The sequence below is a fragment of the Apilactobacillus kunkeei DSM 12361 = ATCC 700308 genome (genome assembly GCF_001281265.1).
GTDB lineage: Bacteria > Bacillota > Bacilli > Lactobacillales > Lactobacillaceae > Apilactobacillus > Apilactobacillus kunkeei.
In genome coordinates this window covers 278,397-302,625 of record NZ_JXDB01000007.1, presented here as the reverse complement: position 1 = coordinate 302,625, position 24,229 = coordinate 278,397, and the positions used below count along the sequence as shown (strand labels likewise).

The following is a 24,229-nucleotide window of genomic DNA, read 5'->3' as shown; positions in this document are numbered from 1 at the left end:
TTATGACAAAAGCAATCTTCCCGGGAAGCTTCGACCCATTGACTAAGGGACATCTGGATTTAATTAAGCGCGCAAGTAAGATGTTTGATGAGGTTGTCGTTACTGTGGCAAAGAATACCAGTAAAAATGGTGTTTTTAGTTATGATGAAAGAATGAGTTTAATTAAACCCAACATTGAAGGAATTAAAAATGTGTCAGTCACTTCTGCTGACGGATTAACAGTGGATCTTGCCGAACAGGTAGGAGCAACCGTAATTGTCAGAGGACTTCGTAATTCCAGTGATTTTAATGCTGAAAGCTCAATTGCTTCAATGAACTACAACTTGGATAATACAATCGAATCAGTCTTTTTGATTACACGTCCAGAGTTTCAATCTGTTTCATCTAGTTTAATTAAGGAAATTGCTCATTTTGGCGGAGATATTACTCCTTATGTACCACAAAACGTTGCTACGGCATTGAAAGAGAAGTTAAGTTAATGTTTAAAAATAACAGACGGAATAAATTAATCGCACTTTTTGTGGCAATTGCTGCACTTGCGATTTTTGTTAATATTCCATTTCTACCAAAGTATATTGAAAGTCCCGGAACAGCTCCTAATTTAAAACCGGTTGTTTCAATCAAGGGACATAGTGATAAGTTCAAAGGCAAATTTATGTTTACCACGGTGAGTGAATCACAAGCATCAATTGCATCATACGTTGTTGCTAAATTTAATCCGCACCAAACAATTGAAAGCATTAGCGATGTAACTGGTAACCAAGATCAACAAAGTTATATCAATCTGCAAAATGTTTACATGGAAAGTGCAATCAACAACGCAATTTATAATGCCTTTCATTACGCCAAAAAAGATGTTTATTTGAAATATCGTGGTATCTACGTGCTAGCTGTTGATAGTAAGTCTAACTTCTACAATCAAATCAAGGCTGGTGACTCCATTGTTTCTTTGAACGGGCACAGGTTTAAAAGTTCTGCGCAGTTTAGAAACTATGTAAAGTCTAAGAAGATTGGGTCAAAGATGACTTTAACGGTTTACCGTAATAAGAAAAAAATTAAAATAACTAGAAAACTATACAAGCTAGCAGGAACTAATCAAGCTGGGATTGGAATTATTTTATCTGATGACAATCAGGTTTCTACTAAGATACCAATTGATGTTAATCCAGGTGAAGTGGGCGGACCATCTGCCGGATTGATGTTCTCACTTCAAATCTATGGTCAACTAACCCAACAAAATATCAGGCACTCACAAAATATTGCTGGAACTGGAACAATTGATGAAAATGGTAACGTTGGTGAAATTGGCGGAATCGATAAGAAGATTATCGCTGCCAGAGATGCTGGCGCTAAGTATTTCTTAGCACCATACGTTAAGCCAACCAAAGAAGTGCTTAAGTATGAAGATCAACATATGACTAATTACCAACTTGCTGTTAAAACAGCGAAGAAGTATGCACCAAACATGAAAGTTATTCCGGTAACTTCATTCAGTGATGCTTTAAATGCATTGAAAAAAATAAAATAAAAGGAATGTAATTGAATAAATTACATTCCTTTTTTCGTATCTAAGTTTTAGAAAGGAGGAAACGGTGAATAAGATATTAGATTTTTCAACGCAGATAAAAGAAATAATTGAAGAACATGCATATAAAATTTTGATTGGTCTATTGCTCATCGCTTTTAGTTTAGGGTTAGTTATTATTTTAATTATGAACCAAAACAGCAATGACGCTAACAATGTAGCAACAGATTATTCAGAACAAAGTAGTGTTGTGGCTTCATCATCTTCTTATAAAAGCCAAAGTAGTGCTTCGGGAAACCTATACATTGATGTTAAAGGAGAGGTTAAGCATCCCGGCGTTTACCAAATTCCATCCAACAACCGTGTTACCGACGTCATCAAAGAAGCGGGCGGCTTCAAGGCAGATGCCGATGAACAAAGTGTTAACTTAGCCAAAGTATTAAACGACCAAGATGTTGTCGTTGTTAATAAAAAAGGTGCATCCAGGAGTTCATCTTTTGCTAGTTCGAACAATATGATCACAGGAAATCCTGCTAATAATGTCAAAATTAATTTGAATACAGCGGATCTAAACGAACTTCAAAGACTTGACCGCGTCGGTGAAAAGAAAGCACAAAAGATAATTAATTATCGCAATCAACACAACGGTTTTCATTCAATTGAGGAAATTAAACATATTAGTGGATTTGGTGATAAGACATTTGAAAGATTAAAAGATTCTTTAGAAGTGTAATCTTTGCTATACTATGATTAGTAGTAAAAGAGGGAGAGTAATTAATTATGACTAAACACAGAATTCCATGGGATCAATATTTCATGCTACAAGCTGTTTTACTTTCAACACGCGGGACCTGTAACCGCCTTTCTGTTGGAGCAACCATCGTAAGAGATAAACGTATTATTGCTGGTGGTTATAACGGATCAGTTGCGGGCGATGAACACTGTATTGATGTTGGGTGTTACATGCGAGACGGCCATTGCTTAAGAACAATTCATGCCGAAATGAACGCCATTTCTCAATGTGCCAAATTCGGTGAATCAACCGATGGTTCAGAAATCTATGTAACTGATTTCCCATGTCTTCCTTGTACCAAAGTATTATTACAAGCGGGAATCAAAAAGATTAACTACCTAAGAAACTACCACAATGATGAATATGCATTGTCATTAATTAAACAAAATAATGTCGAATTGAATCAAGTAATCTTGGATGAAGAAACAATCAAACAAATTGAATTTAGCTCTTATTTACCAAAATAAATTAATAATTTATATATTTTTCCATCGATTTCGATTGGAATATTAAGCATTATTTTCTTTGGTGATTTAAAGCTCGGTCTATTGCTTTTTTGTCTATGGATGATTCGGATCATTCGATTAAAAAACGCGTTAGTAATAAAAATAACCACCGTCATGGTGGTTATTTTTTGTTTGGTTTTCTGGTATAGATATAAACAAAATCAGGCTAATCAAATTCAAGGACAACAAACGGTAACGAAAAGTGTTTTGATTTATCCAGACAATATTAAGTACAGTGACGACTCATTTTATGGTATCGGCACTATTACTGATACCGGTAAGCAGATAATGATCTACGGCAATGACGCAAAGAGGGTAAAGCAATATTTTAAACCAATTGTCATCAATGTTTCTGGAGTCTCCCAGCCATTTGATGAGGCCAGAAACTTTAACCAGTTTGATGCCAAGGAATACTACGAGAGTATGGGTGTCTATAGTCGATTGACGGTTAAGCAGCTCAACAGTGTAGTAGAACAACATCGTTTTTCAATCATCGATATGCTTCATTATTTACGGATGCTAATGCTGAAATACACGAACCAATTACCACATCCCTTGAACCTCTACGCCAGCAGTCTATTTCTAGGTGTCATGGATACTTCATTCAATGACGAACTATCTGGTGTGAAGACATTGGGGCTCATTCACTTATTTAGTATTTCCGGTTTGCATGTCTTCTACATCGTGAACCTATTGAAAATGATACTGGGACTATTCCGTATTACCAGGGAGAAGACTCGGTGGATTACCTTGATATTTCTGCCAACATATTTCGTCATTGCCGGATCATCGATTGGATTGATGCGGTCGATATTAACGGTTGAAATCGGCATTATCGCATTAATACTAAAGAAGCGATTGACCGGTTTGGATGTTTTTTCGATTACCTTGATGGTCAATTTAATAATTGAGCCGGAGATGTTGTTACAGTTTGGTTCACAACTAAGTTATGCTCTGGCATTCGGATTGATTTATACGAATAAAATGAGACCGCTAAAGCAAACGGTGATGATGAACCTAGTCAGTTTGCCCTTTATTATCTACAAGTTATTTCAGTGGCATACTCTAACGATGCTGGCCAACTATCTGGTGATTCCGATATTTTCGGCGTTAATTATGCCAATGATATTAATCGCGGTCATTACGTACCCAATTGGCGAATGGTTTAGTTCGTTGGTGGCGGTGATATTGAACAGTTTTGATACTGTCGTAAATTGGCTGGGGGCTTTACCTGGGCAGATTAATTTTGGTAAACCCAATCTGTATGTGGCAACAATATTATTTGTAATGACTTTGTTGGTAATCGATAGGGTTAACTTAAAAAGGGTGTTGATGCTACTATGTATGTATCTAATCACATTTATGTATATTCACTATCCAGTTCAGGGTGAGGTATCCTTTTTCGATGTTGGTCAGGGTGATAGCATCTTAATTCGTGAACCGCTTAACCATTCAATCACCATGATTGATACGGGTGGTAAGCTGCAATTTGGTCGCAGAAAAAATAGTAAAGTGACCTATCAGTCGGAAAAAACGTCGATTAATTATCTAAAGAGTATCGGTATTAACCATCTTGATAATCTGGTGTTGAGTCATCAAGACGCTGATCACACTGGGGATATTCCCGCAATCTTAGCGGATTTAAATGTCGATCGGATTATTGTCGGGGATGGTTTGCAGAATAATCCATCGATAATGAGAAAAATCCGTCCTTATTTGAATAAAACAAAACTAGTGTTGGTTAAAGCAGACCAAAAGATACCTGATTTTTCGTTTAACATTTATCATCCCTTTGAAAGTGGCCTTGGTAAAAACGAGGACTCGGTCGTCTTAGGAACAATAAAAGGAAATCGCAGTTGGCTGTTTATGGGTGACTTACCATCTAGTGGTGAGAGTGACATCATGCAAAAATATCCGATGCTAAAAGCGGATTATTTGAAACTGGGTCATCATGGCAGTAATACCTCTAGCAGTGATGCTTTTTTAAAATTCATTCATCCCAAAATATCAATTATCTCCGCCGGTAGGAACAACCGATATCACCATCCGAGTGTTGAAACACTGAAAAGATTAAAGGATAATAATTTAGCATACGTGAACACACAAAAACAGGGTATGATATCATATAAATATGGATTATTAGGAAATCACTGGATATTTAAATTGCAAGGGGAATAGTAATGAAAGTAAACGAACTATTAACACAAATTAAAAACAATAATATCAACCCAATATATCTAGTGTTAGGTAAAGAAGACTATTTAATTAATGAAATTAAAAAACACTTTGTGGAATTAATTCCAAAAGAAGAAAGAACCATGAACTTCGCTAGCTATGACATGGAAAGTCAAAACATTGCCACTGCCGTGGGGGATGCTGAAAGTTTGCCATTCTTTGGTGAAAAGCGATTGGTTGTTGTAAACAATCCGTACTTTTTAACCGGTGAACGTAGCAAGTCGACCTTAGATCATGACATCGATAGTTTTATTGAATATGTTAACCATCCAGTTGATAGTACGGTTATGGTCATTATGGCACCATATGGAAAACTAGATTCTAGAAAAAAGGTTACCAAGCAGTTGAAAAACAATGCAGAGGTAATTGATTTAACCAAACTAGATGATCGCGCCATCCAATCATACGTTGCTAACAACATTAAGAGTAATGGCTATACGGTAGAAGGAGATGCCCTTCAAGAATTACTAGGCAGAGTATCTAACGATTTATCATCCGCAATGAACGAACTTCCTAAGTTATTCCTATACTGTCAAAAGGATAAACTCATTACTAAGAACAGTATCGATAGCTTGGTTGCCAAGTCATTGGATCAAAACGTTTTTGATTTAATTGATTACGTAATGAAAAAGGATTCCAAAAACGCCATTGATTTATACCGTAACCTAATCGTAGAGGATCAAGAACCATTACAAATCAATGCGGTCTTGTTGTCTCAATTCAGACTATTACTACAGGTAAATGTATTAAGTCGTAAGGGGTACAGTCAGGGAAACATTGCAGAAAAGCTAAAGGTTCATCCATTTAGAGTGAAACTAGCGATGCAAAATGTGCGTAAGTATCAATTTAGTAGTTTAAGGGATGCCTATTTGGGATTAGTTGATGTGGAAGAAAAACTAAAATCAACACCTGAATCACCAGAACTACTATTTCAAATGTTCACTTTGAAATTTGTCGACAATCAAATTGGATAAACAAAAAAGGACATCTCAAAAGAGATGTCCTTTTTTTAGGAATAAAAAAAGCTCAGTTAAAACTGAGTTCTTTTTACTTGTTTAACTTAGCTAGACGTGATTTGTTACGTGCAGCAGTGTTAGCTTTGATTAAGCCCTTTGACTTAGCATGGTCTAATGCACTAACAGCGTTGTTGAATAGTTCTTCACGGTTGTCAGCGTTAGCATCAGCTTTTTCAAACTTCTTAACAGCAGTTCTCATCTTGCTTAGTTGAGATGCGTTACGTTTGTTTGCTTTTTCATTAGTTTTTACACGTTCGATAGCAGATTTAATAACAGGCATGAAATTCACCTCCAAAAAAGTCGAATTTTATTTAAAATCCTTAAATTTCAACGACTTTTATTATACAAAAGACAACTTAAAAAAGCAATAGAATTATATAATTCGGATTTCTCCGATTACATTAATAAGGATATTACCTTGCTATTTTCAGGTAATCATAGTAGTATAATTAACGTAGTTTAAAACTACGGTACCGATACTTAGTTTTGTCGCTGCTCTCATCTGGCGCTTTACTCAGTATCTGGTATATTTACTTTTGAAAGGTGGGAAACACAATGGCTCTAACACAAGCTGAAAAGAACGACATCATCAAGAAGTATGCTAGACATGATGGTGACACTGGTTCTGCTGAAGTACAAATTGCTGTACTAACTGCTGACATTAATGAAATTAATGGTCACATGAAAGAACACAAGAAAGATTTCCATTCACAACGTGGTTTGTTGAAGAAGATCGGTCACCGTCGTAACTTACTAAGATACTTACGTAACAAAGATGTTCAACGTTACCGTGATTTAATCAAGAGTTTAGGTCTACGTCGTTAATATTTTTAAAATGGAACTGCTCTATGAGTGGTTCCATTTTTTTATACATACATATATTCACTTATCAGTTATTATTCAATTTAAAAGTATGATACACTATAGATAGTTAAATGAGATCGTATTGAAAATAATTATTTTATTTCATAATAAAAATATACATAAAATTATATGAGGTGAATCATGAAAAATAGTGTAAAAATCATTCCCTTAGGAGGAGTAAGGGAGAGTGGCAAGAACCTATATGCCGTTGAGATTAACAATGGGATTTATGTTTTAGATTGCGGTCTAAAATACCCCGAAAATGACATGTTAGGAATTGATGTAGTTATTCCTGATTTCACATACTTACGTGAAAACAAGGAAAAGATTATCGGAGTTTTCCTATCTAATAGTGACATGGATTCAATTGGCGCACTACCATATTTCGTCAGCGAATTCGATGTTCCGGTATTCGGATCAAAGCTAACCATTGAAATGGCTAAGTACGAAGTTAAGAATAATGAAAGATCAAAGAAGTTTAACAACTTCAACGTAATCAATGAAAAGAGTGAAATTCTTTTTGATGACGTTACAGTTACTTTCTTTAAGACTAGTCACTCAGTTCCTGACTCAATGGGAATTTCATTGGCTGTTGAAGAAGGCCAAATCGTATACACTGGTGACTTTAAATTTGATCCAGCATTACGTAACGGTTTTGCAACTAATTACAGTTCAATTGCAAAGGTTGGTAATAAGAAGGTTATCGCTTTACTAGCAGATTCACAAAATGCGGATAATCCTTTCCCAATGGCAAACGAAATTCAAGCTAGCCAATACATCTTTGATACATTTGAAGATAGTAAGAGTCGTGTGATTGTTGCAGCTAACTCTGCTAACCTATTAAGAATTCAACAAGTATTTGATGCAGCTGCAAAGTCTGAAAGAAAAGTATTTGTTGGTAAGCACCTAGATGCCAAAGTTAAGTTAGCAATTGATTCTGGATACATTAATGTAGCAGAAGGGTTATTAATTGAAGACATCGAAGAACTAAAGAAGCTTGAAAGCGACGAAATTGTTGTGTTGGAAACTAATCCAGTTAGTGAACCAATCAAGCTAGTTCAAAGAATGGCTGCTCAACAACAAAAGGATATCAACATCGAATCCGGTGACGTTGTACTAATCGTTACTTCACCATCTCCAGCAATGGATAACAGTATGGCTAAGACCGATGACATGGTATACCAAGCTGACGGTACAGTTAAGGTTATTTCAAACGACCTAAATGTTTCTGATCACGCAAGTGCCGAAGACATCCAAATGCTAATCAGCTTGTTAAAACCACAATACTTCATTCCAGTTAGTGGTGAATACATGATGATGAACGAAAGCAAACGTGCTGCTACTAACATGGGTGTAGACGAAGATAAGATTCTAATCCTAAGCAAGGGTGAAACTATCGAATACGATGGTGCTAAATTCCACCATGGTAACGCCGTTGAAGCTGGTAACACTATGATTGATGGTATCGGTGTCGGAGACATTGGTAACATCGTTTTACGTGACCGTAAGGTGTTATCAGAAGATGGTATCTTCATCGTTGTTGTTACAATCGACAGAAAGAAAAAGATTATCATTTCTCGTCCTAAGATAACTTCAAGAGGATTCATTTACGTTAAGTCAAACAAGGACCTAATGAATGAAGCAGCTGAAATTGTTTCTAAGACCATTCAATTAAACCTTGATAACAAGGAATTTGATTGGAGCCACTTGAAGCAATCCGTAAGAGAAAAAATCAGTCACTTCTTATTTGATAAGACCAAACGTCGTCCGGTAATTCTTCCAGTTATTATGGAAGTAAACCAACATCATAAAAAGAAGCGCCCACAAAAATAAATAAGGTTAATTATTCGGAGTGATTTTAATGGATGAATATAGTTCACAAATAGCCAAGGATATTGCATCGAATATTGATGATAAACAATATCAACTAGCTATTAACAAAGCCAAAAATTACTTAGAAGATCAGCCAAGCGATGAGATTGAAGTATTATTAGTTCAATCTCTTTTTAGCTTGAAGCAATATGTTGAAGCAAGAAAAGAAGTCATGGAAAATCCAAATGCGTTTACTACAAACGATCATGACTTTTTATTGATGATTAATGTGTTATTGAAGAATAATGAATACATTAAATCTAGAGAAATTGTTGAAACATTTAAAGCTAACGATAGCTATTATAATGATGGCTTAAAGCTAATTGAAGAAAGCGAAGCTTCTTTTAGAAGTAATTCAAGTGAAGAAATTCATCAACTTGCACAAAAGTTCTACCATATAAGTAGTAAGCAAACGATGTATTGGCAAAAAGAATCGTTTTTAAATGGACAGCATTTACCATACGATGAATTTTTAAAATACAGTCGCTTTGTTTTGATGGATCCATTTGTCCAATCTGTGATTAAAGCAGAGGTAATCGACACGTTAAGAAAGGTCGGTTCAAATGAAGTCGTCGACATGATGTGGATTGATGGAAAAACAAAGAAAGTTAAGATGGGTGAAATTAAATCACTTCAAGATATGAACTCATATCAATTTATCTTTAATCGATTAACTGACGAGTATATGATGGATCCGGAAAAGTTCATGTTATTGAGTAGTTATTTCCAACATCAATCAATTTTGATGTACCCATTCAATGATGAAATAATTCTGGATGCAAATAGATGGTATGACCTGTCAATACAGGCATATCTAAGAGCAAAAGAGTACACTGAAGACGATAATGATGATTATGTAAAATTAATCGAAATTATAAAGCGACAATTTAATTCAATTAAATAGAATAAAATTGTTAAATATGCTTTTTTTGTGTTTACAAATAAAAATACAGTAGCTATAATATTAAAGGAATTCTTCTTGAGACTGATATGTGATTTTGTCTTTTTGAGAAGATGTAGTATAATAAATCATAAAGATGAGTTGGCATTTGCTAATTCAAATCTTTCGAAATTTATAGGAGGTTTTCATAAATGGCAAAAGAACATTATGAAAGAACAAAACCCCATGTAAATATTGGTACTATTGGCCATATTGATCATGGTAAGACTACTTTAACTGCAGCTATCACTAAAGTGCTTTCAGAAAAGGGTCTAGCAGACGCTTCTGATTACGCTCAAATCGATGCTGCTCCAGAAGAACGTGAACGTGGTATCACAATCAACACTGCTCACGTTGAATACTCAACTGAAAAGCGTCACTACGCTCATATTGATGCCCCAGGACATGCTGACTACGTTAAGAACATGATCACTGGTGCCGCTCAAATGGATGGTGCCATCCTAGTTGTTGCCGCAACTGATGGTCCTATGCCACAAACTCGTGAACACATTCTTCTAGCTCGCCAAGTTGGTGTTGAATACATCGTTGTATTCTTAAACAAGACTGACTTAGTTGACGATGATGAATTAGTTGACTTAGTTGAAATGGAAGTACGTGAATTACTTTCAGAATACGATTACCCTGGTGATGATATTCCAGTTGTTCGTGGTTCAGCTCTAAAGGCTCTACAAGACGACCAAGAACAAAAAGATGTTATCTTACACTTAATGGATATCGTTGACGAATACATCCCAACTCCAGAACGTGATGCTTCAAAACCATTACTAATGCCTGTTGAAGATGTATTTACTATCACTGGTCGTGGTACTGTTGCTTCAGGACGTATCGACCGTGGTGTTGTTAAGATTGGTGACGAAGTTGAAATCATCGGTCTTGTTGAAGACATCTTAAAGACTACTGTTACTGGTCTAGAAATGTTCCGTAAGACTCTTGACGAAGGTGAAGCCGGAGATAACGTTGGTATGTTACTTCGTGGTGTAAACCGTGACCAAGTTGTACGTGGTCAAGTTATCGCTGCTCCTGGTTCAATCAAGACTCATACTGAATTCAAAGCTCAAGTATATGCTTTGAGTAAAGAAGAAGGTGGACGTCATACTCCATTCTTCTCAAACTACCGTCCACAATTCTACTTCCACACTACTGACGTTACTGGTGTTATCGAACTAGAAGACGGTGTTGAAATGGTTATGCCTGGTGATAACGTTGAATTTGACGTTAAGCTAACTAAGCCAGTTGCCATCGAAAAGGGAACTAAGTTCACTGTTCGTGAAGGTGGTCACACTGTTGGTGCCGGTGTTGTTTCAGACATCGAAGAATAATCAATTCTAAAAAAGAGATTCAGATTTTATCTGGATCTTTTTTTGTACATAAAAATAAGCGAAAGACCTATAATTATTTACTTTTTACTTGTGTTACGTTAAAATATAGAGGTGCGCAATTAGAAGAAAATTGTAAAAAATTATATTTTCATGTCGGAGGGAAAATAATGTCAGCTAAATGGGAAAAAAAAGGCACTAATGACGGTGAACTAACATTCGAAATTAGTGTTGACAAAGTAAAAGAAGGTTTAGATCAAGCCTTCAACAAGAACAAGAAAAACATCACTGTTCCTGGTTTCCGTAAGGGAAAAGTTTCACGCCAAGTATTTAACGAAATGTACGGTGAAGAAGCTCTATACCAAGACGCTTTAAACATTCTTTTACCAGAAGCATACAGTGAAGCTATCAAGGAAACTGGCATTGAACCAGTTGCTCAACCAGAAGTTAACATTGATAGTCTAGAAAAGGATCAACCATGGGTTCTAAAAGCTAACGTTACTGTTAAGCCAGATGTAGAACTAGGTGATTACAAAGGAATCGTTGTTGAAAAACCAAACACTCGTGTTTACCAAAAAGATGTAGACGCTAAGATTGAAGACATGCGTAAGAACCAAGCAGAACTTGTTCTAAAAGAAGACAAGGCTGCTGAAAACGGTGACACTGTTGTTATCGATTTTGATGGTTACGTTGATGGCAAACAATTTGATGGTGGCCAAGCAACTAACTACTCACTAGAATTAGGTTCAAAATCATTTATCCCAGGATTTGAAGACCAACTAGTTGGCCACAAAGCTGGTGAAGATGTTGATGTTAAGGTAACTTTCCCAGAAGATTACCAAGCTAAAGAATTAGCATCAAAAGAAGCTACTTTCAAGACTAAGATTCACGAAGTTAAAGAAAAGCAAATGCCTGAACTAGATGACGAATTTGCTAAGGATGTTGACGAAGATGTTGACAGCTTAGAAGAACTAAAGGCTAAGATTAAGGACCAACTAAAGGACCAAAAGAAGGCCGAAGGTGAAACTCAAGTTGAAGACGAAGCTATTAAGGGTGCTGTAGCAAATGCTACTGTTAAAGAAATTCCTCAAGCAATGATTGATGAAGACGTTCAACGTCAAATGGATCAATACCTTGCAAGCATGCAACAACAAGGTATCAATGCTGAAATGTACTTCCAACTAACTGGTACTAAGCCAGAAGACTTGAAGAAACAATTTGCTCAAGGTGCTGACGAACGTGTGAAGACTAACCTTGTATTAGAAGCAATTGTTAAGGATGCTAACATCGTTCCTTCACAAGAAGAAATTGATCAACAAGTTAAGGACTTAGCTGCTCAATACGGTATGAAAGAAGAAGCCGTACGTGGTGCTTTAACTGAAGACATGTTGAAACATGATATTTCAATCCAAAACGCTGTTAAGTTAATCACTGACAACGCAAAACAAGAACCAAAGTCAAAAATTAACAAATAATTTCGATTTTTGTTAATATTAAAGGTCCAGTTAACAATTCGTTAATTGGACCTTTTTTAAACTAAAGCATTATGATGTTATCAACATTAATAATGTGGTATTATTTAGAATAATATCGGAATTATATAGGGGTGAAGTTTTTGTTTGAAGATAATGAAGGAAAAGGCCCCATTACTTGTTCTTTTTGTGGTAAATCACAAGATCAAGTAAAGAAAATCGTCGCGGGACCTGGCGTATACATTTGTAATGAATGTATCGATTTATGTAAAGATATCGTCGACGAAGAATTAGCACAAGAAAATACTGATACAACAATCAAGTCATTAAGTCCAAAGGAAATCGTTGATAAGTTAAATGATTACGTAATTGGTCAAGATGAAGCTAAGAAAACCTTAGCAGTTGCTGTATATAACCATTACAAGCGTGTTAATAACTTAGATGATGACGACGATACAGAACTACAAAAGAGTAATATTTCAATCATTGGACCTACTGGTTCAGGTAAAACATACCTTGCTCAATCACTAGCTCGTATTTTAAACGTTCCATTTGCAATTGCAGATGCTACAACTCTTACCGAAGCTGGTTATGTAGGTGAGGACGTTGAAAACATCTTATTAAAGCTACTTCAGAATGCTGACTTTGATGTTGAAAGAGCTGAAAAGGGAATCATCTACGTTGATGAAATTGATAAGATTGCTAAGAAATCAGAAAATGTTTCAATCACACGTGATGTTTCCGGTGAAGGTGTTCAACAAGCACTATTGAAGATCCTAGAAGGTACTGTTGCTAGTGTTCCACCTAATGGTGGTAGAAAGCATCCACAACAAGAAATGATTCAAATTGATACTAAGAACATTTTATTCATCGTTGGTGGTGCCTTTGATGGTATTCAAGACATCGTAAAACATCGTTTAGGAGACAAGACCATTGGTTTCGGTACTGATTCCAGTGAAGCAGCTAAAGTTAACGATGATAACATTATGCAACACGTTATCCCAAGTGACTTGCTACAATTCGGTCTAATCCCTGAATTTATCGGTCGTTTGCCTATTCTTACTGCTTTAAACAAGTTAAGCGAAGAAGACTTGGTTAGGATTTTAACCGAACCTAAGAATGCATTGGTTAAACAATACGTTAAACTAATGTCAATCGATGGTGTCGAATTAGAATTCGAAGACGATGCCCTAAAGGAAATGGCTCACATAGCCATCGAAAGAAAGACCGGTGCCCGTGGATTGAGATCAATCATGGAAGATACCATGAGAGATATCATGTATGAAGTACCAAGCGATAAAGATGTTAAGAAAGTTATCGTTACTGCTGACTCTGTTTTGAAAAAAGCAGAACCAAAGATTGTAAAAGAAGCTCAATAATAAAAAAGCCTTACAGTGTTTAGTACTGTAGGGCCTTTTATTTTTTAAATAATTAAAAGTTATTTTTGTGGTAAATGCATTTATGAAGATGCCTTTTTTATGGTAGAATTGATATATAAAATTACAGAAACGAGTGAATTAAGATGGATGTACACAACGTCAATATCGATATCAGTGCGGTGGAACCCAAACAATACCCAAGTAATGGATATCCAGAAATTGCATTGGTTGGTCGCTCCAATGTGGGAAAATCTTCTTTAACCAATGTGTTAATTAACCGTAACGGTTATGCTAGAACCTCTAACAAGCCAGGAAAGACTCAAACATTGAACTTCTATAACTTAGACGAAAAACTATTCTTTGTTGATATTCCAGGTTATGGTTATGCGAAAATTTCAAAGGCACAACGTGCTAAATGGGGAGAAATGATTGAAACATATCTAACCACTAGAAGACAACTAAAAGGGGTTGTTTTATTAATTGACGGTAGACGTGCACCAAGTCAAGATGATTTGCAAATGTACGAGTTTCTAAAATACTATGACATTCCAACTTTAGTCTTGGCTACTAAGATGGATAAGACTCCTAAGAGCAAGTGGAATAAAGAAGTAAGTATTTTGAACAAGACGGTTGACTTAAACGACGGTGATGAAATACAATTATTCTCTGCTTTAAGTAAGTACGGAAAAGAAGAAGTTTGGAAATGGATCGAAAATAAAACGGGGGTAAAATAATTGGAATTTAACGAATACCAAAAAGCTGCAAATAAAACATTACACGGAAATGAACAAGTCTTAACTAACTGTGCACTAGGATTAGCTAGTGAAACCGGTCAAGTTGTTGACCTAGTTAAGAAGTACACTTTCCATGGCGATTCACTAGATCGTGAAAAGCTTGTTAAGGAAATGGGTGACGTACTTTGGTACCTATCTCAAGTTGCAGAATGGAACAATATTGATTTTGAAGAAATTGCTGAATTCAATATTAACCGCCTAAATAAACAATAAAAAATAGGCATCACAATTTAATTGTGATGCCTAAATTATATTATTTTTCTTTCTTTTTATCGGTTGATTTTTTATCTTTACGTTTTAAAAATTTATCGCGATCTTCGTTCTTAGTGTCCAGTTTGGCAAACTTATCGAACATAGCATTTAAGTCGTTGTTACGTTGAATATTTAAACCCATAATTATGCATCTCCTTATTTATGGTATATGATAGCAAATTAAATCGAATTTGTCATATTGAAGTGTTTTTTCAAACGAGGTGATAAAATGGCAACTTCACACATTGAGCATAAACTTAGATTATTACCAGATTTACCTGGATGTTATTTGATGAAGAATAAATTAGGTAAAATCATTTATGTTGGTAAGGCAAAAAATCTAAAGAATCGTGTTAGGTCATACTTTAAGAGTAGCCATGAGGGAAAGACAGCCAAGTTGGTTTCACAAATTAGGGACTTCGAAACCATTATTACTACTAATGATAAAGAAGCATTCCTACTAGAAATCACATTGATTCAAAAGCATCGACCTTACTATAATATTCAATTAAAACAAGGTAATGGTGGATACCCATACATCAAGATTACAAACGAACGTGATCCACAACTAAAAATTGTTAATACTATTAAAAAAGACGGTGGATACTACTTTGGTCCATATCCAAACGTATACGCTGCTGATGAAACGTTGCACTTCTTACAAAAGGTTTATCCACTGAGAAGATGTAATGGTTATCAACACAGACCTTGTCTTTACTATCACATGGGACAATGTTTAGGAGCTTGTTTTAAAAAGGTTCCTAAGTCTGAATACCAAAACCAAATTCGCCACATTAAGTCGTTTTTAAATGGTGATGTGGGAATTGCCAAGAAGATGTTAACTGAAAAGATGAAGATTGCTGCGGATTCATTACAATACGAACGCGCTGCCGAAATCAGGGACCAATTAAAGTACATCGAAATCACTGTGGAAAAACAAAAGATTATTTCAAATGACACCACACCTCGTGACATTTTCAATTACTATGTGAACCATGGATGGATTTCAATTCAAATCTTCTTTATCAGACAAGCTCGTTTATTGAAACGAGTTAAGCGTAGTTTTCCAATTGTCGATGACCCCGTTGAAACAATGGAAGACTTTATCGGTCAGTTCTACTCTGAAGAAAATCACCAAACACCAAGGGAAGTCTTGATTCCTGAAACTTTGGATGCTGATTTGATTTCAGAAGCGATTGGAACACCGGTGAGAGTTCCACAAAGGGGTCAAAAGAAAGACTTAATCGATATGGCACAAAAGAACGCCAAGCTAGTCTTGGATGAAAAGTTCCGTTTAATGGAATTGGATAACATCAAGACTAAGGGCGCTGCCGAAGAATTAGCGGTTGCCCTGAACATTTCTTCAGCTAAAACGATTGAAGCCTTTGACCACTCACACATTCAAGGGGCTGACATTGTTTCAGCCATGATTCAATTCGTGGATGGTAAACCAAATAAGAATGCTTATCGTAAGTACAAACTCCAAAACGAAGATCACGCTGATGAAGCAGCAAGTACCAGAGAAGTTATTAGAAGAAGATATACAAGACTTTTGAAGGAACATGCTGACTTACCAGACTTAATCCTAATGGATGGTGGAGAAATCCAATTGAACGCCGTTAAGGATGTTTTGGAAAACGAATTAGGTTTGGAAATTCCGGTTGCCGGAATGGTTAAGAATGATAAGCATAAGACTGCCGACTTATTGTTTGGACAATTGGATGAACATATTTCGTTGAATCCAAAGAGTCAGGCATTCTATCTTGTTCAAAGAATTCAAGACGAAGTTCATAGATTTGCGATTAACTTCCATCGCAAAGTTCACACTAAGCACTCACTTAGCTCGGAACTTGATACAATCGAGGGAGTTGGACCAAAGACTAGAAGTAAGTTGTTGAACAAGTTTAAGACAATGAAGAAAATTGCCAACGCGCCAATTAACGAAATTGAGGCGTTGGGGATTAATACCAAAACAGCAAAGAATATCAAATACTCATTAAATAATATTGAAAAATGATGTGGACTGTTTACGGTCTTCAAAAATAAAGTTATACTATGTATAAAATAAAAAGTAGAGCGGAGATAACATGTTTGTTGATCAAGTAAAAATTAATGTAAAGTCAGGAAAAGGTGGTAACGGAATAGTTGCCTTTAGAAGAGAAAAATACGTTCCAAACGGTGGACCTGCCGGTGGTGATGGTGGCCGCGGAGGAAACGTTATTTTTGCTGTGGACACAGGGATGAACACCTTGATGGACTTCAGATATAAGCGTAAGTTTGCCGCTAAAAACGGGGCAGACGGTGGAAATAAACGAATGACCGGTAAGAGTGCCGATGATTTATATATTTATCTTCCAGAAGGAACATCAGTATATAATGATGATACCAACCAATTGTTATTTGACTTGGTAAATCCTGAAGATGAATACGTTGCATTGAAAGGTGGACGTGGTGGACGAGGAAACACCCACTTTGCTTCTGCCAAGAACTCAGCACCAGAAATTGCCGAAAACGGTGAACCTGGTGAAGAATTAAACATTCGTTTAGAATTAAAAGTATTAGCTGATGTTGGACTAGTTGGATTCCCATCAGTTGGTAAATCAACACTACTATCTACAATCACTAGTTCAAAACCTAAGGTTGCTGAATACCACTTTACAACATTGGTACCTAACCTAGGGATGGTTAGACTAGATGACGGTAGAGACTTCGTAATTGCCGATTTACCTGGATTAATTGAAGGAGCATCATCTGGAATTGGTTTAGGTTTCCAATTCCTACGTCACGTTGAAAGAACACGTGTCATCTTGCATTTAGTTGATATGAGTGGCCAAGAAGGAAGAGATCCTTACGTTGACTACAAGAAAATTAACGATGAATTAGCTAAGTACGATGAAAATCTGCTAAAACGACCACAAATCGTGGTAGCAACCAAGATGGATATGCCTGATGCTGCTGAAAATCTAGAAACATTTAAAGAACAAATTAAAGACGATGAATTAGCTCACGAAGTATTGGCTATTTCTTCAATCACCCATGAAGGCCTTAAGGAATTAATTTCTAAGACTTCAGACCTATTGGAAACTACTCCTAAGTTCCCAATCACTGACGTTGAAGACGTTGATGAAGAAGTTGAATACAATGCTGATGATGAAGAAGCACCATTCAACATCAGACGTGATGAAGACGGTGTTTGGGTTCTATACGGTAAGAAGATTGAACGTCTATTCCAAATGACAGATACAACTCACGACCAAAGTATGCTACGTTTCGCAAGACAGCTTAAGGGAATGGGTGTAGATGACGCACTAAGAGAACATGGCGCAAAAGACGGCGACATGGTTTCAATTCTAGACTTCACATTCTCATTTGTGGACTAATAAAAGTAGATGGGACTAATCCCATCTTTTTTTATGTGCTACAATTTATATATCGAATATTACGAATAGAAAAGGAAAAATGAATTTATGCAATTAGAATTTTTAGGAACTGGATCAGGGGTTCCAGGTAAATTTAGAAATGTGGCTGCAACAGCATTAAAACTATTGGATGAATGCAACTCAGTATGGTTGTTTGATTGTGGTGAAGGTACTCAACAACAAATCTTGAGAACTAACTTAAAGCCTCGTAAAATTAATAAAATTTTCATTACTCATTTACATGGTGATCATATTTTTGGTTTACCAGGTCTATTAAGTTCACGTTCATTCCAAGGTGGCGACACTCCATTAACAATTTATGGACCAAAGGGAATCGCCGACTTTGTTCGTGTAAGTTTAGCAGTATCTCAAACTAAACTTGCTTACAAGATTAATTTTGAAGAATTAACACAACCAGGTGTTGTTTTTGAAGATGATAAATTTAAGGTAACCATGGGTGAATTAGATCATCAAATTACTTGTTACGGCTTTAGAATCGAAGAAAAAGACCACCAAGGTGAACTACTAGTCGATAAGTTAAAAGAAGCAAACATTCCATCTGGTCCGGTATATGGAAAGATTAAGAACGGTGAAACTGTTACTTTAGATGACGGTAGAGAAATTAATGGCCAAAACTTCATTGGACCAGCTCAAAAGGGTAGAACAGTTACCATTATTGGTGATACTAGAAGCAACCCAACCAGCTACAACTTGGCACAAAATGCCGATGTATTGGTTCATGAAAGTACATTTGGTAAGGGCGAAAGCAGATTGGCTCACAACTACTACCATTCAACCAACATGCAAGCTGCGAAGTTAGCAACTAAAGCTAATGTTGGTCGTCTATTACTTACTCACGTTTCGGCCAGATATACAGGTAAAATGGCTTATGAATTACAAAATCAAGCAAAAACTGTCTTTAATAACACTAAGGTTGTTAAGGACTTCGACGTGATAGATATACCATTTGAAAAAAATAATTAAGATAAAAGGATTGATTAGATGATCTCCGCTAATTTTGATTGGAAACATACGAATACGAAACTCTCAAATGATGCTACGACAATTGGGAAATCACTATCGATTAGCCCTAGAATTGTCGAATCATTGATTGAGAAGGGATATGACAGTGAAGACAAGATAAATGGTTTCTTAAACCCTCAGTTGAGTGATCTAAGAAATCCTTTTTTGTTGCATGATATGGAAAAGGCATGCAAACGAATTTTTAGAGCCATCGAAAACGATGAAAAAATCACCGTTTATGGTGATTACGATGCTGATGGAATCACAAGTACATCGGTGATGTATGAAACACTAGAAAATTTGGGTGCCAACGTTGAATACTTTGTTCCTAATCGTTTTACCGACGGTTATGGTCCAAATCCTGAAGTATACAAGCGTTTAATTAATGACGGGACCAAATTAATGGTGACCGTTGATAACGGTGTCTCCGGCAAAGAATCTGTCGATGCCGCAAACAAAATGGGATGCGATGTCATCATTACCGATCACCATCAAATGCCAGATGAACTACCCGATGCTTATGCGATTGTGCATGCTAGATATCCTGGCCATGAATACCCATTTGGTGAATTCTCTGGTGTGGGAATCGCTTTTAAAGTAGCAACTGCGCTATTGGGTGAACTACCAGAAGAATTCTTGGATTTAGCCGCAATTGGGACTGTTGCCGATTTAGTTTCCTTAACTGATGAAAACAGGGTGATTGTAAAGTACGGTCTACAAATGATTGCTAACACTGAACGTCCAGGTTTATACAGCTTAGCTAAGCTAGCCGGGATTAAAGAGGTTGTTAACGAACAAAGCATTGGTTTTGGCTTAGCACCTCGTTTGAACGCATTAGGTCGAATGGGTAGTGCCAGTTCCGGAGTTGAACTATTAACAACATTTGATGATATCAAGGCCGAAGAATTAGCTAAGGACACTGAGGACCAAAATAAAAAGCGTCGTAAGTTTGTAGAAGACATCAGTACCGAAGCAATTATTCAAGCTCAAACTCAACCAGAAAGTGCGGTGTTGGTCGTATATGGTCAAAACTGGCACGAAGGAGTTGTTGGAATTGTTGCCAGTCGTTTGGTAGAACAATTCCATAAACCAAGCATCGTAATGAACTTGGATACTAATACCAGAATCCTAAAGGGGTCAGGTAGAAGTGTCGAAGGATTTAATTTATTCGATGCAATCAATGGTATGAGAAATCAAATGGTTTCATTTGGTGGACATGAAATGGCTGTTGGACTAAGCATCAAAGAAGATGACGTCACGGCATTAACTGATCACTTAGATGAATATGCTAAGGAACACGAATTATCAGACCAAGTTAAAGCACCATTGAACATTTTTGCGGACTTAAGTTGCAGTGATGTAAACGAAGACTTGTTTAACCAAGTTCAATTATTGGCACCGTTTGGTACCGACAATGAATTCCCAGTATTCGAATTTACACCACAAAACGTTACTAACGTTCAAACAATGGGTAAGGATAATAGTCATCTAAAATTCCAAATGGTTGATCATGGTAGTAAGGTCAATGTACTAGCATTTAAGAACGGTGCACTTGCCGATGACCTATTGGACAATAGCGATGCAATGAAAGTTGCTGGTCACTTGGAAAAGAATACCTGGAAAGGTCGTACGACCATTCAAATCATGTTGGATGATATGTACAGCAGCGGTGTTGAAATTGTTGATAAAAGAACACAAGTTGTAGCAAAAGAAATGTTTGAACCGGATGCTGCATACTTATTCTTTAATGAAAAACTATACAACAAGTTGCGTCCATTTGTAGGATCTGACTCCACTGTTGGCTTATATCCTGATTTGTCATCATTTGATAAATTTGATAATATAATAATTGTTGATTGTCCTAGTGATATTTCACATTTGCAAGATGCTTTAAGTGAAATTAGTTTTAATAGCGTGACATTTTACCTTTTCAAAAATCATTATATTTTTAAAAAGGGGATGCCAAACCGTGCTCAATATGCTAAACTATTTAAGTTCATTAAGACGCATAACAACATTCAGATACATGATAAAGTAGATGAAATTAGTCGCTATTTAGGCATTGACCGTGATATATTTATCTTCATGGTAGATGTATTTAATGAACTAAATTTCGTTTATATTAATGATGGAATTATGAATTACAATCCTGATCTGGTTAACAGTGATTTATCAAACAGTCGCGCATACCAGAATAGAGAGAAACAAATCGAAGCTGAAAAACAACTTTTGACAATTAGTAAAGAGAAGTTTAAACAAGCTATTCGTATTTGTTTGGGTTAATGAAAGGAAGTTATTGGCTAATGGCACTTGATTTGCATGACTACATTGCAAGTTACGAAGATTTTCCAGAACCAGGTGTTTTATTTAGAGATATCTCACCATTAATGGAAGATGGACAAGCATATCACCAAGCTACCGATGAGATAGTAAAATATGCTAAAGAAAAGAAAGTCGACTTAATCGTTGGCCCCGAAGCGCGTGGCTTCATTGTTGGTTGTCCAGTTGCTTATGATTTAGGCATTGGATTCGTACCAGCTAGAAAAAAAGGTAAATTACCAGGTAAGACAGTTAGTGCTTCTTACGGATTAGAATACGGAAAGTCATCACTTTACCTACATTCTGATGCTGTAAAGCCTGGCCAAAGAGTTCTTATCACTGATGATTTACTTGCAACTGGTGGAACAATTGAAGCAACAATCAAGCTTGTTGAACAATTAGGCGGAATTGTTGTTGGAGCTGCTTTCATTGTTGAAATTGAAGCATTAAAGGGTAGAGAAAAGATTAAGGATTACGATATTCTTAGCCTACTAAAATACTAAATTTATTGGATGCCTAGTACATCCTTTTTTATGGAGAGTTGGCAGAGCGGTAATGCATCGGACTCGAAATCCGACGACCCGGTAACACCGGCGGGCAGGTTCGACTCCTGTACTCTCCTTTTGATACTTTCATGATCATAAATGTAAAAGAAAAAAGCACCTTACTATACAGATAGTAGGGTGCTTTTCATTTAGGAATTTCAATTTAAGTTAAATATTTTTTTATCAATTATTAACAAAAGAAGAATTATTAAAATGGATGCAAGAAATTGCATTGTTGCTGCTTATAATATGTAAAGGACAAAACCTAATATGAATAATACGAGAGAAATCATCGCTTCTTTTTTCAAATCTATTTTACGGATGAAGAATGAAATAATTTGAATTAATGCTAAGACTACAAACAAAAGTTGAATAACAATTACTGAATCTATTTTTAAATTATTTAAGTAAGTTTCAGCTGAGTACCAGTTAGAACAAACTCCAAACATTGTAAATACAATTAATGAAAAGTTTATCAATGTGCAGATTAGTTTAAAAAATTGATGACGCTTTTTTTCATGTATAACATACTCCTATTATCATACATGTCTATTTGTAACATCTTTAATCGTATTACCGTGGAGAATAATTAAATTATTGTATATCTTAGATTTAAATTAGATTTAAGATTAAAACACTATTATTAACATGTAACTATTTCATAATGATTACAAAATATGAAAATAGATAGATTTATGAAATTTTAATGCTATACTAAAAAATATAATAATCGCAAAGAAAAGAGTGGTGATTATGCCGAAAAAAAGATATCTAATCATAGGAGCAGTTCTTGCTTTAATTTTGATTTTTGTTCAAATGGGTTCACTTTCTAAAAAGACCCTAGCAGCAACTAATAATAATACCAAACGAATTGGTTTGTCATTGGATTGTTCAAGAACATATTACGCACCATCAACAATCAAAAAGTACATTGAGTTACTTAAAAAAGATCACGGTACATATCTTCAACTTCACTTAAATGATAATGAAAGATATGGTGTTGAAAGTTCAACATTAGGTCAAACTGTTAAGAATTCATATGAAAAAAATGGTGTTTACTATAACAAAAAGACTAAGAGGGCGTTTTTAACCAAGGATCAACTATTGGATATCATTCAATATGGTTATATGAATGGAATCGAAGTTATCCCGGAAATTGACCTGCCCGGACATGATAAATCTATTATTAAACTTCTTTCTTACACATCTGCTGGTAAGAAGTTAGCTAAACAATTGGATAACAAAGATGGTTATAACGAAATGTACTACCACAAGAAGGCGACTCTGGATTTTTCTAAGAAACTTTTGAGTGAATACGTTGGATTATTACCAAAGGGATACCACATTATTGTTGGTGCTGATGAAATCACCATTAATAATCGTAGTGATCAAAATGCTGCTGTTAAATACATCAATGCAATTGATGATTACGTTAAACAACATAATTTAAAACTTGAAATGTGGAATGATAGTTTCCATAAAGCGGTTTTAAATAAGTATCACAAGGATATTTTGATTAATTACTGGAGTTTAACTGGTGAGGTTAGTTCAAGTAAGGACCGTAAGGATAACATCAGAATGCGTGCAACTTTGCCTGAACTAAACAAGGCCGGTTTTAAGACAATCAACTACAATAATTACTACCTATACATGATTACAGATCCTACTTCATTCACAAAAGAATCAAAGAAAATTTGGACAAGTGAATTTAAGAAGTGGAAGATGAGCATGTGGAATGACCAATCCAAGAAGAATCTTGCTAAGAGCAAGAACAATATTGGAGCGGCATTCTCCATTTGGGGTGAATATCCTAACCAATACACAGGTGAACAAACCTACCAAAAAACTTATTACTATGCTGATGCATTCTTAAAGGCAAAGAAGCAATTTAAAAAATAAAAAGACGCACTTAACGGTGCGCCTTTTTATTATTTCTTT

The 24,229-nt window shown here is 35.8% G+C and carries 22 protein-coding genes and 1 tRNA gene; 21 read left to right on the top strand and 2 right to left on the bottom strand.

Annotated features, from left to right (window positions below):
• Positions 1–2: 2 nt before the first annotated feature.
• From coaD to holA, 6 genes are all read left to right on the top strand, one after another.
• Positions 3–479, top strand: coding sequence for a pantetheine-phosphate adenylyltransferase (gene coaD / locus RZ79_RS04300; RefSeq protein WP_053795615.1), 477 nt, complete (start codon positions 3–5; stop codon positions 477–479).
• Positions 479–1,528, top strand: coding sequence for a SepM family pheromone-processing serine protease (locus RZ79_RS04295; RefSeq protein ID WP_054450194.1), 1,050 nt, complete (start codon positions 479–481; stop codon positions 1,526–1,528). The genes coaD and RZ79_RS04295 overlap by 1 nt, the downstream gene beginning before the upstream one ends.
• Positions 1,529–1,592: 64 nt before the next feature.
• Positions 1,593–2,258 (top strand): ComEA family DNA-binding protein, encoded by a 666-nt coding sequence (locus tag RZ79_RS04290; RefSeq protein ID WP_054450192.1) that lies wholly within the window; start codon positions 1,593–1,595, stop codon positions 2,256–2,258.
• Between the two features lie 47 nt (positions 2,259–2,305).
• The gene (locus RZ79_RS04285; protein WP_034534666.1) at positions 2,306–2,785 is read left to right on the top strand and encodes a ComE operon protein 2; all 480 of its coding nucleotides are present in this window, start codon (positions 2,306–2,308) and stop codon (positions 2,783–2,785) included.
• 171 nt (positions 2,786–2,956) lie between these two features.
• Positions 2,957–5,002: a DNA internalization-related competence protein ComEC/Rec2 gene (locus RZ79_RS04280; RefSeq protein ID WP_054450191.1), complete on the top strand. Its 2,046-nt coding sequence runs from the start codon at positions 2,957–2,959 to the stop codon at positions 5,000–5,002.
• A gap of 2 nt (positions 5,003–5,004) precedes the next feature.
• On the top strand, positions 5,005–6,033 hold the full coding sequence (holA, locus tag RZ79_RS04275; protein WP_054450189.1) for a DNA polymerase III subunit delta: 1,029 nt from the start codon (positions 5,005–5,007) through the stop codon (positions 6,031–6,033).
• A gap of 73 nt (positions 6,034–6,106) precedes the next feature.
• Here holA and rpsT read toward each other — a convergent pair whose 3' ends face one another.
• Positions 6,107–6,355 carry a 30S ribosomal protein S20 gene (gene rpsT / locus RZ79_RS04270; RefSeq protein WP_034531745.1) on the bottom strand — a complete coding sequence of 83 codons (249 nt, stop codon included), beginning with the start codon at positions 6,353–6,355 and terminating at the stop codon, positions 6,107–6,109.
• Positions 6,356–6,630: 275 nt separating this feature from the next.
• On the opposite strand from rpsT, the gene rpsO reads away from it, so the two are divergent.
• The 8 genes from rpsO (at position 6,631) to RZ79_RS04230 (ending at position 14,946) form a co-directional block, all read left to right on the top strand.
• Positions 6,631–6,900, top strand: coding sequence for a 30S ribosomal protein S15 (gene rpsO / locus RZ79_RS04265; RefSeq protein WP_054450187.1), 270 nt, complete (start codon positions 6,631–6,633; stop codon positions 6,898–6,900).
• 180 nt (positions 6,901–7,080) lie between these two features.
• A complete protein-coding gene (locus RZ79_RS04260) occupies positions 7,081–8,772 on the top strand; it encodes a ribonuclease J (RefSeq protein WP_054450185.1) in 1,692 nt (563 codons plus the stop codon).
• Positions 8,773–8,800: 28 nt separating this feature from the next.
• Complete coding sequence (locus RZ79_RS04255) at positions 8,801–9,715, top strand: hypothetical protein (RefSeq protein ID WP_054450183.1); 915 nt, start codon at positions 8,801–8,803, stop codon at positions 9,713–9,715.
• Between the two features lie 188 nt (positions 9,716–9,903).
• Entirely contained in the window at positions 9,904–11,091 is a 1,188-nt protein-coding gene (gene tuf / locus RZ79_RS04250; protein WP_054450182.1) for an elongation factor Tu, read from the top strand.
• A 167-nt stretch (positions 11,092–11,258) separates the two neighbouring features.
• Positions 11,259–12,563 carry a trigger factor gene (gene tig, locus RZ79_RS04245; RefSeq protein WP_034531735.1) on the top strand — a complete coding sequence of 435 codons (1,305 nt, stop codon included), beginning with the start codon at positions 11,259–11,261 and terminating at the stop codon, positions 12,561–12,563.
• 140 nt (positions 12,564–12,703) lie between these two features.
• Entirely contained in the window at positions 12,704–13,939 is a 1,236-nt protein-coding gene (gene clpX, locus RZ79_RS04240) for an ATP-dependent Clp protease ATP-binding subunit ClpX (RefSeq protein WP_054450178.1), read from the top strand.
• 143 nt (positions 13,940–14,082) lie between these two features.
• The gene (gene yihA, locus RZ79_RS04235; protein WP_053795605.1) at positions 14,083–14,673 is read left to right on the top strand and encodes a ribosome biogenesis GTP-binding protein YihA/YsxC; all 591 of its coding nucleotides are present in this window, start codon (positions 14,083–14,085) and stop codon (positions 14,671–14,673) included.
• Positions 14,674–14,946, top strand: a complete 273-nt coding sequence (locus RZ79_RS04230; RefSeq protein WP_053795604.1) for a nucleoside triphosphate pyrophosphohydrolase family protein — start codon at positions 14,674–14,676, stop codon at positions 14,944–14,946.
• 40 nt (positions 14,947–14,986) lie between these two features.
• Here the strand turns inward: RZ79_RS04230 and RZ79_RS07265 are convergent, their stop codons facing one another.
• A complete protein-coding gene (locus tag RZ79_RS07265) occupies positions 14,987–15,127 on the bottom strand; it encodes an SPJ_0845 family protein (RefSeq protein ID WP_167540463.1) in 141 nt (46 codons plus the stop codon).
• Positions 15,128–15,214: 87 nt separating this feature from the next.
• Between RZ79_RS07265 and uvrC the strand changes: the two genes are divergently transcribed.
• The 7 genes from uvrC (at position 15,215) to RZ79_RS04195 (ending at position 24,190) form a co-directional block, all read left to right on the top strand.
• Positions 15,215–17,002: an excinuclease ABC subunit UvrC gene (gene uvrC / locus RZ79_RS04225; RefSeq protein ID WP_054450176.1), complete on the top strand. Its 1,788-nt coding sequence runs from the start codon at positions 15,215–15,217 to the stop codon at positions 17,000–17,002.
• 70 nt (positions 17,003–17,072) lie between these two features.
• Entirely contained in the window at positions 17,073–18,365 is a 1,293-nt protein-coding gene (obgE, locus tag RZ79_RS04220) for a GTPase ObgE (protein WP_053795602.1), read from the top strand.
• An 87-nt stretch (positions 18,366–18,452) separates the two neighbouring features.
• Positions 18,453–19,388 carry a ribonuclease Z gene (rnz, locus tag RZ79_RS04215; RefSeq protein WP_053795601.1) on the top strand — a complete coding sequence of 312 codons (936 nt, stop codon included), beginning with the start codon at positions 18,453–18,455 and terminating at the stop codon, positions 19,386–19,388.
• Positions 19,389–19,406: 18 nt separating this feature from the next.
• Complete coding sequence (recJ, locus tag RZ79_RS04210) at positions 19,407–21,710, top strand: single-stranded-DNA-specific exonuclease RecJ (protein WP_054450174.1); 2,304 nt, start codon at positions 19,407–19,409, stop codon at positions 21,708–21,710.
• 20 nt (positions 21,711–21,730) lie between these two features.
• A complete protein-coding gene (locus RZ79_RS04205) occupies positions 21,731–22,249 on the top strand; it encodes an adenine phosphoribosyltransferase (protein ID WP_034531719.1) in 519 nt (172 codons plus the stop codon).
• Between the two features lie 32 nt (positions 22,250–22,281).
• Positions 22,282–22,368 (top strand) — tRNA-Ser (locus RZ79_RS04200).
• A 676-nt stretch (positions 22,369–23,044) separates the two neighbouring features.
• Positions 23,045–24,190 (top strand): family 20 glycosylhydrolase, encoded by a 1,146-nt coding sequence (locus tag RZ79_RS04195; protein WP_054450172.1) that lies wholly within the window; start codon positions 23,045–23,047, stop codon positions 24,188–24,190.
• The last annotated feature ends 39 nt before the right edge of the window (positions 24,191–24,229 follow it).